This is a genomic window from Marinobacterium weihaiense, from assembly GCF_019061305.1.
Classification (GTDB): Bacteria; Pseudomonadota; Gammaproteobacteria; order Pseudomonadales; family Balneatricaceae; genus Marinobacterium; species Marinobacterium weihaiense.
Map to the genome: position 1 here is coordinate 36,515 of NZ_JAHQZT010000009.1, position 17,689 is coordinate 54,203.

A 17,689-nucleotide genomic window follows, 5' to 3' on the forward strand; every position below is an offset into this window, starting at 1 on the left:
ACTTTAGAGAACGGCTTTCGGGTAGGAGCCGAGGTGCTTGACCTCCACCTGCAGACCATTCAGCTCGGCCAGCAGCTCCTGAACACCCGCATCGGTGTTATGCCCTTCAAAGTCAATATAGAACAGCGTCTTCCAGTCGTGTTCACCGCTGCTGCGGGTTTCCAGCCGGGTCAGGCTGATACGGCGACGATGAAACGGTGCCAGCAGGTCATGCAGGGCTCCCGGCTCATCCTGACAGACCAGCAACAGGGAGGTCTTGTCATGGCCGCTGGGGCCAATGGCATCGCGTCCGACCACCAGAAAACGCGGACTGCGAGCGGTTGCGTCACTGGAGGCTTCCGGAGACAGCTCCACTTCACCGCAGATGAAGAGATCAAAACGGCGAAACAGGTCCAGCGTGTGGCGAATCAGGCCGGCGTCTTCAGTCTCGATCGGCACCACGGCGTAATGCGCCCGCCCCTGCTCGACGGCACGGAACACCTGCTCCAGACTGTCCATCGCATGGCACTGCGCCGCCTGGCCAAAGTGTTTCTGTGCCGCCTGCTGGGTGAAAGTGCCTTCGGGGCCGAGGAAGACCACATCCATCGGCTCTTCCAGCGCCAGGCACACCGACATGATTTCCCTGAACAGACGAGCGACCGTTGCATCCCCCAGCGGCCCCTCGTTGCGCGCCATCACGGCACGTAATACCTGGGCTTCCCGTTCGGGGCGATAGAACACTGGGATTTCATCCGCAGCACGATAGCGCTCCTTGACTTCTGCAACCTGCTGCGCCAGCCGGGCGCGATCGTTCAGCAGCTGGTGGACCTGACGGTCCACCCGATCGATCTGGTCACGCAGCACGCGCAGCTCGGCTTCTTGAGCATCCGCCGCCGGCGGTTGATTGCCACTCATGGTTCAGGCCTGCTCCTTCTCGAAGCGCTGCATGAAGTCGATCAGGGCATCAACGGCGGCCTCAGGCACGGCATTGTAGATGCTGGCACGCATGCCACCCACGGAGCGATGCCCCTTCAGGTTCAGCAGGCCTTCGGCGTCCGCCAGCTCCAGGAAACGCTTGTCCAGCGCCGCGTCCGCCAGGGTAAAGGGCACGTTCATGATCGAACGGTTGTTAATAGCCACCGGATTGGCGTAGAAATCGCTGCCGTCGATGGCAGCATACAGCTTGGCCGCCTTGCGACGGTTCAGTTCGGCCATCGCTTCGACACCGCCCTGGCGCTTGAGCCACTGGAATACCAGTCCGGCCAGATACCAGCCAAAGGTCGGCGGCGTGTTGTTCATGGAGTCCGCATCAGCATGGACCTTGTAGTCATACATGCTCGGCGTACCCGGAAGTACCTGACCGACCAGGTCGTCACGCACAATGACCACCGTCAAACCGGCCGGGCCGATGTTCTTCTGTGCACCGGCGTAAATCAGACCGAAACGGCTGACATCGATCGGAGCCGAGAGGATATCGGAAGACATATCCGCCACCAGGGGGACGTCACTGCTGTCGGGAATGTAGTCAAACTCGACCCCACCAATGGTTTCGTTGGTGGTGTAGTGCAGGTAGGCCGCATTCGGGTCCAGCTGTAGTTCAGACTGGGTCGGTGCGGATGTAAAACTGTTGGCCTCGGTGCTGGCCACTACGTTGACCTTGCCGTAACGCTGCGCTTCCTTGATCGCCTTCTTGGACCATACACCGGTATTGATATAGTCGGCCGATTCAGCGCCCCGCAGCAGGTTCATTGGCACCATGCCGAACTGTGCCGTGGCACCGCCCTGCAGGAACAGTACCTTGTAGTTGCCCGGAATGCCCATGAGATCACGCAGGTCCTGCTCAGCCTGCGCCGCCACGCCCACATACTCGGCGCTGCGGTGGCTCATTTCCATAATTGACAGGCCCTTATCGTGCCAGTCCAGCAACTCGGCCTGCGCCTGCAGCAGTACCTCTTCCGGCAGTGCCGCAGGGCCGGCACTGAAGTTGAATTTGCGCGTCATATCGTTGTTTACTTCCACGAGTATCAGAAATTAGTTGTCAGTTGCATCCGGTGCCGCTGCTTCAGCAGCTGCAGGTTCGGCAGTGATCGAGACACCCGCCGGGTCAGCCGCATCACCTGCATCGGTCACCGTATCATCGTCTTCCGGCTCCTCGATGCGTGCGATGCCGACCAGCGCCTCTTCTTCGGCCAGGCGGATCAGCATCACCCCCTGAGTGTTGCGGCTCAGGCTGGAAATTTCACTGCTGCGCGTCCGTACCAAGGTACCGCGGTTGCTGATCAGCATGACATCATCGCCGTCGAACACCTGCACCGCGCCGGCCAGCTGGCCGTTACGTTCGGTACACTGCATCGCGATGACCCCCTGGCCACCGCGCCCGCGTAACGGGAACTCATCAATGCGGGTTTTCTTGCCATAGCCGTGCTCGGATGCGGTCAGTACTTCGCCGCCTTCCTGAGGCACCATCAACGAAATCACGCGTACCTCATCGTCCATCTTCACACCACGCACGCCCCGTGCGGTTCGCCCCATGGCACGGACGTCACTTTCGTTGAAGCGAATCGCCTTGCCGGCACTGGTCACCAGCATGACATCATCCTGGCCGCTGGTCAGCGAAGCGCCGATCAGGCGGTCGCCCTCAACAATATCCAGCGCGATCAGGCCGGTGCTGCGCGGACGCGAGAAGGCATCCAGCGGAGTCTTTTTAACGGTGCCATTGGCCGTGGCCATGAAGACAAAGCGCTCGGGATCGAACTCTTTCACCGGCAGAATAGTGCTGATCCACTCGCCTTCGGACAACGGCAGGATATTGACCACCGGGCGCCCGCGCGAGGCTCGGCTGGCCGGCGGAATCTCGTACACTTTCAACCAGTAGACCTTGCCCATGTTGGTAAAGCAAAGCACGGTGTCGTGGGTATTGGCGATCAGCAGGTGTTCGATGAAGTCTTCATCCTTCATCGCTGTTGCCGACTTGCCCTTGCCGCCACGGCGCTGGGCCTGATAGTCGGTCAGCGGCTGGGTCTTGGCATAGCCGGCATGGGAAATGGTGACCACCATATCTTCTTCGGTGATCAGATCCGCCACGGTCAGATCCTGCATGGAGGCCTGAATTTCGGTGCGGCGCTCATCGGCATACTCGGCCACCAAGGTTTCCAGCTCTTCGCGGATCACCTCCATCAGCCGCTCGTAGGAGCCCAGGATGTGCAGCAGTTCGGCGATTTTTTCCAGCAGCTCACGGTACTCACCGATCAGCTTTTCGTGCTCCAGGCCGGTCAAGCGGTGCAGGCGCAAGTCAAGAATGGCTTGGGCCTGCACCGGCGACAGGAAGTACTGGCCATCACGCAGGCCATACTGCGGCTCCAAATCTTCCGGACGACAAGCGGTTTCACCGGCACGCTCCAGCATGTCGGTAACGTTGCCCGGCACCCAGGGGGTGGAGATCAGACGTTCTTTGGCTTCGGCCGGGGTCGGCGACTGGCGAATCAGCTCGATCACCGGATCGATATTGGCCAGTGCGATGGCCAGACCTTCCAGCACATGACCGCGCTCGCGCGCCTTGCGCAGCTGGTAGATGGTGCGACGGGTCACCACTTCACGGCGGTGGCGCACGAAGCATTCAAGGATGGTCTTGAGGTCCAGAATCTTCGGCTGGCCATCAACCAGCGCCACCATGTTGATGCCGAACACGCTTTGCAGCTGGGTCTGGGCGAAGAGATTGTTGATGATCACTTCGGGCACTTCACCACGGCGCAGCTCGATCACGATGCGCATGCCGTCCTTGTCGGACTCGTCACGCAGCTCGCTGATCCCCTCGATCTTTTTCTCCTTGACCAGGTCGGCGATCTTTTCGATCAGGCGGGCCTTGTTGAGCTGATACGGGATCTCGGTGATCACCAACATCGGGCGACCGTTCTTGGGATGATCTTCGATATGGTGACGGGCACGCACGTAGATACGGCCACGACCGGTGCGATAGGCCTGCAGAATGCCGGCACGGCCGTTGATGATGCCACCGGTGGGGAAATCCGGCCCCGGGATGGACTCCATCAGCTCGTCGATGCTGATATCCGGGTTGTCAATCAGCTCGATACAGCCCTTGACCACCTCGCCGAGGTTGTGTGGCGGGATATTGGTCGCCATGCCCACGGCAATACCGGCGGAACCATTGACCAGCAGGTTCGGCACCCGGGTCGGCAGTACGGCTGGAATTTTTTCGGTGCCATCGTAGTTGTCGACGAAATCAACCGTTTCCTTGTCCAGATCGGCCAGCAGCTCATGCGAGATCTTGGCCATGCGGATTTCGGTGTAACGCATGGCGGCCGCGGAATCACCGTCGACCGAGCCGAAGTTGCCCTGGCCGTCGACCAGCATGTAACGCATGGAGAAATCCTGCGCCATGCGCACGATGGTGTCATACACCGCACTATCGCCGTGCGGGTGGTATTTACCAATGACATCACCCACGACACGCGCGGATTTCTTGTACGGCTTGTTCCAGTCGTTGTTCAGTTCGTTCATGGCGAACAATACGCGCCGATGAACCGGTTTCAGGCCGTCACGCACATCCGGCAGAGCTCGGCCTACGATCACGCTCATGGCGTAGTCGAGGTAGGACTGTTTCAGCTCGTCTTCAATGTTGACTGGCAGAACTTCTTTGGCTAAATCACCCATTCGCACAGCTTTCCTTGATCCGGTACCCGAGCACGCCCTGATGGCGCGCTTGTAAACTGCGGAAGTATACCACAGCACGGATCAATTCACGCTAACCTGCCGCGCTCAACCGGCAGGTTATTGCCTTCAGACAATCCATGTCCGCAATGTAGCGGGCAGCGCATTGCGACGCTGGCGCAACAGCGGCACCAGCTGTTGCCACAGCTGCTCGAATGACTGTGACGACACTCCCAGCTGCTCCAGATACAGGTCGATGTACGGCGCATGCGTTGTGCGCGACTGCTGCCCATCCAGCAGCCACTGTGCAACATGCAACAAGGCCACGGCACTACACCACTGCCGCGGCAGCCGTGACGGCGGCACCCGGGCCGGATAGTGCTGCAGCGCTACCACCTGCCAGACCGGCTCCGGCAGCGACCAGGCCTGCAACAGCCCGGCCCCCGGAACGCCCACCGGCACCCGCCTAATCAGTTCTCGACAGGCTGGTTGCTGGCGCTGCATCAGTGCCAACACGACACGCCCGATATCCTGCAGCAGGGCAATGGTGGCCAGTTCCGCCGGTCGCCCGCGGCCGGTCAACTGGGCCAAGGCAAAGGCAATATAGGACAGCATCACCGAACGCTCGTGGCTGTGCCTGAAGGTATCGCTGTCTGGCAGGGATTTGCGCAGCGTTTCCGCCATGATGATCTGATACACTCCTTCAAACCCCAGCAGCGTGATGGCATGCGACAGGTCGGTGATATCACGCTCGAAGCCATACGCCGGGGAATTGATCACCTTGAGCAGAGTCGCAGTCATGGCCGGGTCCTCGCGCACCAGATCCACTACCTGGGCGCGCGTACTATCCTCATCCAGTAGGCGCTGCAACAGTTCAAGGCTGGAAACCGGCAGCCGCGGCATGCGCCCGATGACATTGAACATCAACTCGGTGCTTTCCAGACCCGCCGCCAGCAGACGCCCTTCTCGCCAGGCCAGGTCCGACAGTTGCTGACAGCGCTGCTGCAGACTCCGGTTGGCTTCCAGCAGCTGCGCAGATAGACGCGCGGCAAAGCTGTGCCCCCAGGCCAGCAAGGCCGCCTGGGTGGTCTCGTGCAACTGGTCAAATGCAGTACTGGACAGCACCAACAGCTGGCCGGGCGTAACCGCTCCCAGCGTCAGATCAGTTGCCGCCATCCCTTGCGCCGACAGCCGGTTCAGTACCGCACCGGCTTCCAGCGTCAGCGCCGGCGTGGTCAACCCGGACAACTTCAACGCTCCTCGTCGCACCAGTACCAGTTGATGCAACATATCCGGGTGCTGCTCCAGCAGGTTTTCCCCCGCTTCAAAGCGAATACTGTCAGCCCGATTGACCAGTTCCACCATGGCCGGGCCGGACAGCCCCATCCAGCCGGACTCCGCGTTGCCTTCGCGCTCGGGCTGACGCCGCGCACGCTTCCATAAATCGTTCATTGCCCCTCCATTACACTCCTTGTTCGACGCCAGATTTCACGCCACTGAGCATAGTGCTAGAATGCGCGGATCTGAAATTATGAGCAAGGGTAGCGATCATGAACGAGGACCGCGGGCTGAATCTGGACCCGGCTGAAATTGCCAAGTTTGAAGAACTGGCCAGTCGCTGGTGGGATCGCGACAGCGAATTCAAGCCCCTGCATGACATCAACCCGTTGCGTGTGGACTTCATCGACCGCATCGGCCAGCTGGCCGGCAAGCAGGTGTTGGATGTCGGCTGTGGCGGCGGCATTCTGTCCGAGGCCATGGCTCATCGCGGCGCTGACGTCACCGGCATAGACATGGGGGAAGCCCCGCTGAAGGTCGCCAAGTTGCACGGCCTTGAAAGCGGCGCCAAGGTCGTATACCGCCGCATCACGGTGGAGGACCTGGCCGATGAACAGCCCGAAAGCTTCGACCTTGTAACTTGCATGGAAATGCTTGAACACGTTCCCGACCCGGCGTCGGTTGTCCGCGCCTGCGCCCGCCTGGTACGCCCCGGCGGCACCGTATTCCTGTCGACGCTGAACCGCAATCCGAAGAGCTATCTGTTCGCCATCCTGGGCGCCGAACGTGTGCTCAAGCTGGTACCCGCCGGCACCCATGACTTCAACAAGTTTATCCGCCCGGCCGAACTGGGCGAAATGGTACGCCGCGCCGGCCTGGATATCGACGAAATGACCGGCCTGGTCTATAACCCGCTGACCAAGGTCTATCGCCTGGATGACAGCGACGTTGACGTCAATTACATGCTGGCCTGCCACAAGGGTACAGAAGCATGACGACCAGGGCAGGCGTTCTGTTCGACCTTGATGGCACTCTGCTGGACACGGCTCGCGACTTTCATCGCCTGGTCAACCACATGCTGGCCCAGGCGGACCGCCCTCCCATTGCCTTCGACAGCATCCGCACTCAAGTGTCCAACGGCGCGCGTGCCATGGTCTGCCATGCGTTCGAACTAAGCACCAACGATGCCGCGTTCCCCGCACTGCACCGCCAGCTGCTGGATGATTATGCTGAACAGCTGCTGATTGACAGCACCCTGTTTCCCGGCATGCCGGAGCTTCTGACCTGGCTGGATGACAACGATATCCCCTGGGGCATCGTCACCAACAAGCCGGCACGCTTTACCCTGCCGCTGCTTGCCGCACTGGGCTTGGATGCCAGCTGCGGCAGCACCGTTTGCCCCGAGGACGTCACACAACCCAAACCGGACCCGGAAGGGCTGCTACTAGCCTGCCAACAACTGGGGGTAACGCCGGAACACAGCTATTACGTCGGCGACCATATACGTGATATCGAGGCCGGGAAGGCCGCCGGCATGGCTACCATTGCCGCCGGCTGGGGGTACCTGAACCCAGGCGAGACACCGCAGCAGTGGCACAGCGATCACGTCAGCGAGCACTCTGCCGAACTGCAACCCCTGCTACACTCTCTACTGCAGGCCCGCTGAGCCGGTGCCTGCCGCCAGACTCTTGACCAAGGAGCTTAGGATGTTTCACTACAACGCCCCTGCCGACCTGCTGCGTGACCGCGTCATTCTCGTTACCGGAGCCGGCGAGGGTATCGGACGTGCCGCGGCCTGGCAGTATGCTGCTCATGGTGCCACGGTGGTGCTGCTGGGCCGCACGCTGGAAAAACTGGAATCATTGTACGATGAAATCGAAGCCGCCGGTTATCCACAGCCGGCCATCGTGCCGATGAATCTGGACTCTGCCGCCGAGCACGACTACATCGAACTGAGCAACCAGCTGTTTGATGAGTTCGGCCGCCTGGACGGCGTCTTGCACAACGCGGGCCTGCTGGGCATGCGCACCCCCATCGAGAATTATGACCCCATTACCTGGGAGCAGGTCATGCGCGTCAACGTGCACGCCCCCTTCCTGATGACCCAAACTCTGTTGCCGCTGCTGCACCGCTCGGATGATGCATCCGTCATTTTTACGTCATCCGGTGTGGGACGTACCGGGCGCGCCTACTGGGGGGCCTATGCCGTTTCCAAGTTTGCCACCGAAGGCATGATGCAGGTGCTGGCGGATGAGCTGGAGAATGATCCGAGCATTCGCATCAACGCCATCAACCCCGGTGCCACACGCACCCAGATGCGCGCCTATGCCTACCCGGCCGAACCGCCGGAGAACAACCCGACACCCGCCGAGATCATGCCGATATACCTGTATCTGATGGGACCGGATAGTCGCCAGATCAATGGGCAGTCTCTGGATGCCCAGGGCGAAGGCCGCGCCTGACGCCACGGCCTCGCAAGGAAGGAAGCCCCGAACAGGGCTTCCGCATCATGCCTTACACGCGGCGACCGCGCTTGTTGCCGGAATTGCGTTTGCCGACCGAGCGCGCCTTGGTGCGACTCTTGCCTGGCGTGCGCGGCTTGTCTTCTTCGGACTGGCCCTTGATCACCGCCTGCCGCACGCGTTGACGCTTATACAAGCGCTGCTCCCGTTCCGATTCCAGCGGTGTCGGGCGGTGCGTCCGCGCAGAGTCCAGTTCCAGCTCACGCGCCAGCAGTTCAACTTCCTTCGGCGCCAGTTCACGCCACGTCCCCACTTTGATATCACTGGGCAGAAATACCGGGCCGAAGCGCACCCGCTTGAGGCGGTTGACCTGCGCCCCCTGGGATTCCCACAGACGGCGCACCTCACGGTTGCGCCCTTCCATCACCACGCAGTGATACCACTTGTTGGCCCCTTCACCATCGAAATAGCGCACATCGGTAAAGCGCGCCATACCATCTTCCAGCAGCACTCCCTGCTGCAGACGCTCCAGCATGGCATCATCCACATCACCCAATACACGCACCGCGTACTCGCGATCAATCTGCATCGACGGATGCATCATCCGGTTGGCCAACTCGCCATCGGTGGTGAAGATCAGCAGACCGCTGGTGTTGATATCCAGGCGACCGATCGCTACCCAGCGCCCCTGCTTCAGCGGCGGCAGGTTGTCAAAAACCGTCGGACGCCCTTCGGGATCGTGGCGGGTACACACCTCGCCCAGCGGCTTGTTGTATACCAGTACACGACGCTCGGCTGTTGCCGCGAAGGTCAACGCAACCTCCTTGCCATCCACACAGACACGGTCCTGGGCACTGACCCGGTCGCCGAGCGTCGCTGGCTGGTCGTTCAGCATGATACGACCACTCTCTATCCAACGCTCCATCTCACGACGTGAGCCAAAGCCGGAACGCGCCAAAACCTTTTGCAATTTTTCATCCTGCATTTTGACGTCTCCTGCGGAAACCCGACGGGCTTCCCGACTTGGTAAGCTTCAATGAAAAAAGCCCCTTCGGGTATCCCGAAGAGGCTTTCTGTATCAGCATGATGCCCGATCAGTCGACGGTCGGCAACTGATCTTTGGTCAGATTATTCTGTTCCATGTATTCACGGAAGGGAATTGGCGTACGGCCACGCCCAGACCAGTGGTGCTCTTTGCCTTCGCTGTCCTTGATCACGTATTTGGCCTTTACGGACTTGCGCGCAGTCGGCTCGACACCCTGCTTGAGTTCTTCAAGGTCAATATCCGCTTCTTTCATCAGACGCTGAATTTCTTCAAGCTTCTGTTTCTTGGCCTGTTCGATTTCAGCCTCACGTTTGGCCTCTTCTTCGATTTCGGCACGGATCTCGTTAAGGTCGGTGATTACCTTGTCGATATCAGCCAGTTTCATACCCTGGCACTGCTTACGCAGAGAATTCTTGCGCGTCAGTGTCTTGATGAAGTCAGTCATTTTAAAGCGCCACTTTTGATAAGTTGATATTTCCAATTATCGCTATAAAAGACCATATTTCAATATGAGTGATGCAATTTATTTAAAATGTTCTGTATTCCCTGCCCCTTCACGAACAATCACGGGAACCTCATCTATCATATTAACAACACTGGTGGCCTCCATGCCGCAATAACCGCCATCAATCACCAGATCAACCTGGTGCTGTAACAGATCACGCATCTCATAAGGATCGGTTAAGGGTAATTCCTCATCCGGCATTATCAGCGAGGTGCTCATGATAGGTTCACCCAGCTCGGATAATAATGCTGCCACAATGGCATTATCGGGCACGCGAATCCCGATGGTACGACGCTTCGGGTGCAGCAGTCGACGCGGCACTTCCGTTGTGGCCGGTAAAATAAAGGTATAGGCGCCCGGCGTATGCGCCTTTAACAGACGAAAGGTCTGGTTATCCACCTTGGCATAGGTGCCGATTGCTGAGAGGTCGTCACATACCAGCGTAAAGTTATGCTTGTCATCCAGGCGCCGTATCTGTTTTATGCGATCAACGGCCTTTTTGTCGCCCAGATGACAACCAAGGGCATATGCACAATCGGTGGGATAAATGATGATACCGCCATTGCGCAGTATGTCGACCGCCTGTTTAATCAAGCGCGGCTGGGGATTTTCCGGGTGGATCTGAAAAAACTGGCTCATAAAGCCTCCTGCATATTGGTCCTGGGCGCGTGGTCCTCACGCACCCGCGTGAATCCGATGAATGATATGGCGTGGCGTTTCAACGCGCGGAAAACGCCCCAGCCCCGTCCAGTGATGTTTGGGGTCATGAAAGTCACTGCCCGAGGAGACGAGCAAGTCCAGCGTGTTCGCCACCCGCATCAGCAAACCGATCTGATCAGGACTGATACCGGGGTAGGCCACTTCAAACCCGTCAATACCCTTCTGTTGCAAATCGGCCAGCAATAGCCGCAGACGCGAGAATGTCAGCTTGTACTTGGTCGGATGCGCAAGTATGGCCTTACCTCCGCTGGCTTGCACGATGCCCATGGCTTCCTCAATACTCGGCCACTCCGCCTTTACATCGCCGACCTTGCCCTGCCCGAGATACCGGTCAAATGCCTCGTTCTCGCTGCTGACCACACCGGCCTGCAACAGAGCCCGCGCGAAATGGGGTCGACCAATCTGCCCGGCTCCGGCCTGCAGGCGTGCGCGCTCAAGAATATCAGCCGGTGCCCGCTTGCCAACCAGCCGTGTCGCTATCTTGGCCGCCCGCGCTTCACGCAACTCGACCAACCGCGCTTCGTATGCCTGCCAGCCCGGGTACGCCGGATCGATTCCCAGCCCCAGCAGGTGCAGGCTGCGCCGCCCCCATAGACAGGTCAGCTCAATGCCGGGAATGAAATGAATATCCCGAGCGGCTGCCGCTACCGCCGCCTCCTGCAGGCCGGCTAGAGTATCGTGGTCGGTCAACGCAAGGTAGTGAATGGACGCGTTGGCAGCACGCTCCACCAGCTCGGTCGGGGACAGGGCACCGTCAGATGCGGTACTATGCATGTGTAGATCGAACCTGGGTTCATCTGCACGGTTCTGGTCAGTCACGATAAAGGACACACCTCCGGACTCAATTTACTTCAAGAATAGTAGGCCGATGAAACTATTACTCGATTTTCTCCCAGTCATTATATTCTTTGCCGTCTACAAATTCAGTGGCGATTTCATTCTGGCAACTGCCGTCCTGATACCGGCCACATTGTTACAGATGGCTTACACATGGTTCAAAACGCATACCATCGAGAAAATGCAACTGGTGACCCTGGGCCTTGTCGTCGTACTGGGGGGGGCGACCATTCTGCTGGATAACAAGGCGTTCCTGCAATGGAAACCGACTGTTGTTAACTGGCTATTTGCCGCCGCCTTTTTGGGCAGTCATTTCATCGGCAGTAAAACCATTGTAGAGCGCATGATGGGCGCAAGCCTGGAGCTGCCTGCACGAATATGGCGACAGTTGAATACTGGTTGGGTTCTGTTTTTCACTCTGATGGGCATTTTGAACCTGGCCGTGATGTACACCCTAAGCGAAGAGGCCTGGGTGAACTTCAAACTCTTTGGCATGCTGGGCTGTACACTAGTATTCGTACTCGCGCAAGGGGTATATATCTCACGCCACATGCCACAGGACCATCAAGAAGGAGAAAAATAATGTATTACGCCATCATGGCTGAAGATCATGCCGACGTGCTCGACAAGCGCATGGCGGCACGGCCCGATCACCTGGCCCGTCTGGAGCTGCTCAAGCAGCAGGGGCGCCTGCTGGTCGCGGGTCCGCATCCGGCACTGGATACTGAAGACCCGGGGCCTGCCGGCTTTACCGGCAGCCTGGTGATCGCCGAGTTTGACTCCCTTGAAGACGCCCGACTCTGGGCCGATGCAGACCCTTACGTGACAGCGGGCGTATATAATAAAGTCACCGTAAAACCATATAAAAAAGTATTGCCCTGAGATAGTATACCTGTCAGCTGACACAGCTCTCGGATGTCATCAGCATGGCGTGCGGGCAGAACCAAGGTTCGGCTGCTGTTAAGGCGATATTTGTTGTAATTTGTACTAAACTTTTTTGCAAATACAAACATCCACCTGGCACAAGGATATGATGATGAAAAAGATTGCAATTGCTGCTGGATTGGCGATGGCCATGGGCGCGTCTGCCGCTCAGGCTGCAGTTCCGGGTTACGCCGTCAACTCCAGCGACACCATCTGGCGCACCAGCTTCGGCGAATGCTGGCACACCGGTTTCTGGACTCAGGAACAGGCTGTCGAAGGCTGCGACAATGTAATGGCCAAGGCGGAAGAGCCGGCCCCGACTCCGGCTCCGGCACCTGCCCCAACAGCTACCATGGCTGACGTTGAGAAGAAGTTCGCTGTTTACTTCGACTTCGACAGCACCAAGGTTGACGATGTCAGCAACGTCGTGAACTACATCGGCTCCCTGTCCAGCCTCCAGAGCGTCAAGCTGGTTGGTTACGCTGACTTCATCGGCTCCGCTGCCTACAACCAGAAGCTGTCCGAGCGTCGCGCACGCTCTGTTGCAGCCAAGCTGGAACAGGCCGGCGTTGATGCCAGCAAGATGTCCATTGGCTTCATGGGCGAGTCAGCTCCGGTTGCAAACTGCACTGGTCGCGGCGCCGAGCTGATCGCTTGTCTGCGTCCGGACCGTCGTGTAGACGTTGAAATCATGGGTCAGAAGCGCGTTCAGAAGTAACCTGAAACTCAGCTGAGACCTCGAAAAAGCCGGCCTGAGTGCCGGCTTTTTTGTAGCTTCATTCACACGGCCATGGATTTCTCGCATGCTGAAAGCCTTCTGCCTGGCCTGGGCACTGTGCTTGTGCACCCTGACCGCCCACGCCGCTTCGACCTATCCTGACCAAAAAGTGGTGTACCATATCAATTACAATGACAGCACACGGCTGTCGGCTACCCTCACCAATATCCGCAACCATATTGATACCCTGGGCGAAGACCATCTCGACCTACGCGTCGTGGTGCATGGTTCTGCCATTGAGTATTTCATGGAGGCGACCACCGACAGCAACAAGCAGATCACGCTGGATACCCTGCGCCTAAGCGGTGCCCGCTTCATCATTTGCGGCAATACTCTGGATGGCTACGGCATCGACCGCAAGGCGCTGTATGACGTTACTCCCGAAGACGTGGTCCAGGCCGGACTGCCGGAAATCGTCCGCCTGCAACAGCAGGGCTTCAGTTACGTCAGCCCCTGATTACACCTGGGCAATAAAAAACGGCAGCCAATGGCTGCCGTTTTCGGTTAACGCATCGAACTGGCAATATCAGCCAACCCAGACACGCGCGTTGCGGAACATGCGCATCCAGGCACCGTCCTCAGACCAGTCATCCGGCGCCCAGGAGTTCTGTACGCCACGGAAGACTCGCTCCGGGTGTGGCATCATGATGGTGACACGGCCATCCGGCGTGGTCAGACCGGTGATGCCCAGCGGAGAACCATTGGGGTTGGCCGGGTAAACCGTGGTGGCATCACCGCGGTTATCCACATAACGCACCGATACGGTACCGGATTCATTGAGCATGCGCAGATGTGCGTCGTCTTCAAACTCGGCACGACCTTCGCCATGCGCAATCGCAATCGGCATACGCGAGCCGGCCATGCCCTGCAGGAAGATAGACGGGCTGTCCTGCACTTCCACCATTGCCACACGCGCCTCGAACTGCTCGGACTGGTTGCGCACGAAGTGCGGCCAGAGGTCCGCGCCCGGGATCAGCTCGTGCAGGTTGGACAGCATCTGGCAGCCATTGCACACGCCCAGCGCGAAGGTGCCTTCACGCTCGAAGAAAGCAGAGAACTGCTCGCGCGCCACCGCGTTGAACAGAATCGACTTGGCCCAACCTTCACCGGCACCCAGAACATCACCGTAGGAGAAGCCGCCACAAGCGACAAGACCACGGAACTGATCCAGGGTGATGCGACCGGACAGGATGTCGCTCATGTGCACGTCGATCGCTTCGAAGCCGGCACGGTCAAACGCCGCCGCCATTTCCACCTGACCATTGACGCCCTGCTCGCGCAGGATCGCTACTTTCGGGCGTACACCGGATGCAATCAACTCGGCCGCCACGTCATCGTTCTGGTCGAAACTCAGGCTGACATTCAGCCCCGGGTCTTCACGATCCAGCAGACGGTCGAACTCCTGCTGTGCACACTCGGAGTTGTCACGCAGTGCCTGAATGCGGAAGGAGGTTTCGCTCCACCAGCGCTGCAGCTGGATCAGATCAGCACTGTACACTTCCTCGTCATCGAAGAAGCAGTTCAGCTGCAAATCCGGGTTCAGCGTACCCACCACCTTGGCCACGTCAGCCAGGCCCGCCGCGTTCAGTTCGTTGAGCACGGTCTCCATATCGTCGCGACGCACCTGGATAACGGCGCCCAGCTCTTCGTTGAACAGCGCCGCCGCCAGCTCGGAGGTATCTTCCGCCAACAGATCCAGATTCAGGTCAATACCGGTACGGCCGGCAAAGCCCATTTCGGCAATGGTCGCCAGCAGGCCACCGTCAGCCCGGTCATGGTAGGCCAGCAGCAGGCCCTGCTCGTTCAGTTCCTGAATGGCGGTAAAGAAGTTGGCCAACAACTCGGCGTTGTCCACGTCGGGCACGCTTTTGCCCACTTCGTTGTACACCTGAGCCAGTGCCGAAAGCCCCATACGGTTCTGGCCATTGCCCAGATCCAACAGAATCAGGTCGGTCTCGCCCTTGTCGGTCCGCAGCTGCGGCGTCAGTGTCTTACGTGCATCCAGTACCGGTGCAAAACCGGAGATGATCAGCGACATCGGCGCAGTCACGCTCTTCTGCTCGCCATTGTCATCCCAGACGGTGCGCATGGACATGGAATCCTTGCCCACCGGAATGGTGAGGCCCAGTTCCGGACACAGCTCCATGCCCACCGCTTTCACAGTGTCGTACAGCTTTTCGTCCTCACCGGCATGACCGGCGGCACACATCCAGTTGGCGGACAGTTTGATGTCGGCCAGTTCACCGATGCGGGCCGCCGCCAGGTTGGTGATGGTCTCGCCCACCGCCATGCGACCGGACGCCGGAGAATCGACCAGTGCCAGCGGAGTACGCTCACCCATCGCCATGGCTTCACCGGCGTAAGTATCGTAGGACGCAGTGGTCACGGCACAGTCGGCCACTGGCACCTGCCAGGGACCCACCATCTGATCACGGGCCACGGTGCCGGTGATGGAGCGGTCACCGATGGTGATCAAGAAGGACTTGGACGCTACCGCCGGCAGTTTGAGCACGCGCTCGACCGCATCGGCCAGCTCGATTTTACTGCTATCGAATTCCGGCACTTCGTAGGTCTTGCGCTCAACGCTGCGGTGCATCTTCGGCGGCTTGCCGAACAGCACGCTCATCGGCAAGTCGACCGGCTTGTTGTCGAAGTGGGTGTCACCGAGTGTCAGGTGGTGATCTTCGGTGGCTTCACCGACCACAGCAAACGGACAACGCTCGCGTTCACAGATCGCTTCGAAACGAGCCAGATCTTCCGGCTTGACCGCCATCACGTAGCGCTCCTGGGCTTCGTTGCACCAGATTTCCAGCGGCGACATGCCCGGCTCGTCGTTGTTGACGTTGCGCAACGCGAAGTTGCCGCCACGACCACCGTCCTTCACCAGCTCAGGGAAGGCGTTGGACAGACCACCGGCACCCACGTCGTGAATGAAGGCAATCGGGTTGTCGTCGCCCAGCTGCCAGCAGCGGTCGATCACTTCCTGACAGCGACGCTCGATCTCCGGGTTGCCACGCTGTACGGAGGCAAAGTCCAGATCAGCCGAAGAGCTGCCGGAGGACATGGAAGAGGCCGCACCGCCACCCAGGCCGATCAACATCGCCGGGCCGCCTAGGCAGATCAGCTTGGCACCGACGGTGATTTCGCCCTTCTCGACATGGTCTTCACGGATGTTGCCCAAGCCACCGGCGATCATGATCGGCTTGTGGTAGCCGCGCACTTCGTCACCGTTGGCACCCGGCACCTGCTGTTCGAAGGTACGGAAGTAACCGGTCAGGTTGGGACGACCGAATTCGTTGTTGAACGCAGCACCGCCGATGGGGCCTTCGATCATGATATCCAGCGCGGAAACGATACGCTCAGGCTTGCCGTAACCGGATTCCCAGGGCTGCTCAAAGCCCGGAATGCGCAGATCGGATACGGTGAAGCCGGTCAAGCCCGCTTTCGGCTTGGAACCACGACCGGTAGCACCTTCGTCACGGATCTCGCCGCCGGAACCGGTGGCCGCACCGGAGAACGGCGCGATGGCGGTCGGGTGGTTGTGCGTTTCCACCTTCATCAGAATGTGGATCGCTTCCTGGTTGTAACCGTACTGGCCGGTAGCCGGGTTCGGATAGAAACGGCCCGCTTCGCTGCCCACGATCACGGAGGCGTTATCCTTGTATGCGGACAGGACATTCTGGCCACCCAGGTTATAGGTGTTGCGAATCATCGCAAACAGGGAGTGCTCCTGACGCACGCCATCGATATCCCAGCTGGCATTGAAGATCTTGTGGCGGCAATGCTCGGAATTCGCCTGGGCGAACATCATCAGCTCGACATCGTTGGGATTGCGCCCCAGTCCCTTGAAACTTTCGACCAGATAATCGATCTCATCATCCGCCAGCGCCAGACCCAGGTCGACATTTGCCTTGACCAGCGCCTCGCGGCCACCGTCCAGAATATCGACCTGTGTCATCGGCCGTGGCTGCTCGTGGCGGAACAGAGCCTGCGCCTGATCCAGCTCGTCCATGACGGCCTCGACCATGCGGTCGTGCAGCAGAGCACTGACCTGTTCCTGCTGTTCGGCCGTCAGTGCCTGTTCGCTCTGAACATAGTAAGCCAGGCCGCGCTCAAGGCGCTCGATGGCGTCCAGGCCGCAGTTGTGGGCGATGTCGGTTGCCTTGCTGGACCAGGGCGAAATGGTACCCGGACGCGGTACAATCAAAAACAGTTGACCAACCGGTGCACCAGTGCTGGCCCGGGGACCGTAACGCAGGATACGATCAAGAACCTGGGACTCCTGGTCTTCCAGATCACGCTTCAGATCTGCAAAATGGACAAATTCTGCGTATAGTCCGCTGACGGCCGGTACGATGGACTGGACCTGTGACAGCAGCTTGGCATGACGAAAAGACGAAAGAGCGGGAGCTCCACGCAGTACGAGCATGTTGATATCGAGCCTCTTGGTTCTACCTGCGAATCAGGCGTTGGAGAGCATTAATTAAGTGGTG

General features: G+C 59.1%; 16 protein-coding genes. 7 read left to right on the top strand and 9 right to left on the bottom strand.

Translation table 11 applies throughout. The features are described 5' to 3' along the window. Positions 1-3 precede the first annotated feature (3 nt). From pheA to KTN04_RS08720, 4 genes are all read right to left on the bottom strand, one after another. A complete protein-coding gene (pheA, locus tag KTN04_RS08705; protein ID WP_217334836.1) occupies positions 4-894 on the bottom strand; it encodes a chorismate mutase in 891 nt (296 codons plus the stop codon). A 3-nt stretch (positions 895-897) separates the two neighbouring features. Continuing rightward, on the bottom strand, positions 898-1,980 hold the full coding sequence (gene serC / locus KTN04_RS08710; protein WP_217334837.1) for a 3-phosphoserine/phosphohydroxythreonine transaminase: 1,083 nt from the start codon (positions 1,978-1,980) through the stop codon (positions 898-900). Between the two features lie 30 nt (positions 1,981-2,010). After that, positions 2,011-4,650: a DNA gyrase subunit A gene (gene gyrA, locus KTN04_RS08715; RefSeq protein WP_254262465.1), complete on the bottom strand. Its 2,640-nt coding sequence runs from the start codon at positions 4,648-4,650 to the stop codon at positions 2,011-2,013. Between the two features lie 126 nt (positions 4,651-4,776). Continuing rightward, on the bottom strand, positions 4,777-6,099 hold the full coding sequence (locus KTN04_RS08720; protein ID WP_217334838.1) for an HDOD domain-containing protein: 1,323 nt from the start codon (positions 6,097-6,099) through the stop codon (positions 4,777-4,779). Positions 6,100-6,197: 98 nt separating this feature from the next. On the opposite strand from KTN04_RS08720, the gene ubiG reads away from it, so the two are divergent. From ubiG to KTN04_RS08735, 3 genes are read left to right on the top strand one after another with little or no spacing between them, the layout of a single operon-like run. Then, the gene (ubiG, locus tag KTN04_RS08725; protein WP_217334839.1) at positions 6,198-6,920 is read left to right on the top strand and encodes a bifunctional 2-polyprenyl-6-hydroxyphenol methylase/3-demethylubiquinol 3-O-methyltransferase UbiG; all 723 of its coding nucleotides are present in this window, start codon (positions 6,198-6,200) and stop codon (positions 6,918-6,920) included. Then, positions 6,917-7,591: an HAD family hydrolase gene (locus KTN04_RS08730; RefSeq protein WP_217334840.1), complete on the top strand. Its 675-nt coding sequence runs from the start codon at positions 6,917-6,919 to the stop codon at positions 7,589-7,591. The genes ubiG and KTN04_RS08730 overlap by 4 nt, the downstream gene beginning before the upstream one ends. A gap of 40 nt (positions 7,592-7,631) precedes the next feature. Next, the gene (locus tag KTN04_RS08735; protein WP_217334841.1) at positions 7,632-8,387 is read left to right on the top strand and encodes a YciK family oxidoreductase; all 756 of its coding nucleotides are present in this window, start codon (positions 7,632-7,634) and stop codon (positions 8,385-8,387) included. A gap of 52 nt (positions 8,388-8,439) precedes the next feature. On the opposite strand, the gene rluB is transcribed toward KTN04_RS08735, so the two are convergent. The 4 genes from rluB to KTN04_RS08755 all read right to left on the bottom strand — a co-directional run bounded on the left by rluB (position 8,440) and on the right by KTN04_RS08755 (position 11,431). Further along, positions 8,440-9,372 carry a 23S rRNA pseudouridine(2605) synthase RluB gene (rluB, locus tag KTN04_RS08740; RefSeq protein WP_217334842.1) on the bottom strand — a complete coding sequence of 311 codons (933 nt, stop codon included), beginning with the start codon at positions 9,370-9,372 and terminating at the stop codon, positions 8,440-8,442. Between the two features lie 109 nt (positions 9,373-9,481). Beyond that, positions 9,482-9,877: an H-NS histone family protein gene (locus KTN04_RS08745; protein WP_217334843.1), complete on the bottom strand. Its 396-nt coding sequence runs from the start codon at positions 9,875-9,877 to the stop codon at positions 9,482-9,484. 78 nt (positions 9,878-9,955) lie between these two features. Beyond that, positions 9,956-10,576: an L-threonylcarbamoyladenylate synthase gene (locus KTN04_RS08750; protein ID WP_217334844.1), complete on the bottom strand. Its 621-nt coding sequence runs from the start codon at positions 10,574-10,576 to the stop codon at positions 9,956-9,958. A 36-nt stretch (positions 10,577-10,612) separates the two neighbouring features. Next, on the bottom strand, positions 10,613-11,431 hold the full coding sequence (locus KTN04_RS08755) for a PHP domain-containing protein (protein WP_217334845.1): 819 nt from the start codon (positions 11,429-11,431) through the stop codon (positions 10,613-10,615). A gap of 94 nt (positions 11,432-11,525) precedes the next feature. On the opposite strand from KTN04_RS08755, the gene KTN04_RS08760 reads away from it, so the two are divergent. The 4 genes from KTN04_RS08760 (at position 11,526) to KTN04_RS08775 (ending at position 13,653) form a co-directional block, all read left to right on the top strand. Further along, a complete protein-coding gene (locus tag KTN04_RS08760) occupies positions 11,526-12,077 on the top strand; it encodes a septation protein A (RefSeq protein WP_217334846.1) in 552 nt (183 codons plus the stop codon). Beyond that, positions 12,077-12,376: a YciI family protein gene (locus KTN04_RS08765; protein ID WP_217334847.1), complete on the top strand. Its 300-nt coding sequence runs from the start codon at positions 12,077-12,079 to the stop codon at positions 12,374-12,376. The genes KTN04_RS08760 and KTN04_RS08765 overlap by 1 nt, the downstream gene beginning before the upstream one ends. A 154-nt stretch (positions 12,377-12,530) precedes the next feature. Continuing rightward, positions 12,531-13,136 (top strand): OmpA family protein, encoded by a 606-nt coding sequence (locus KTN04_RS08770; RefSeq protein WP_217334848.1) that lies wholly within the window; start codon positions 12,531-12,533, stop codon positions 13,134-13,136. Positions 13,137-13,221: 85 nt separating this feature from the next. After that, positions 13,222-13,653, top strand: a complete 432-nt coding sequence (locus KTN04_RS08775; protein ID WP_217334849.1) for a DsrE family protein — start codon at positions 13,222-13,224, stop codon at positions 13,651-13,653. A gap of 69 nt (positions 13,654-13,722) precedes the next feature. Here KTN04_RS08775 and purL read toward each other — a convergent pair whose 3' ends face one another. Next, positions 13,723-17,625 carry a phosphoribosylformylglycinamidine synthase gene (gene purL, locus KTN04_RS08780; RefSeq protein WP_217334850.1) on the bottom strand — a complete coding sequence of 1,301 codons (3,903 nt, stop codon included), beginning with the start codon at positions 17,623-17,625 and terminating at the stop codon, positions 13,723-13,725. Positions 17,626-17,689: the final 64 nt, after the last annotated feature.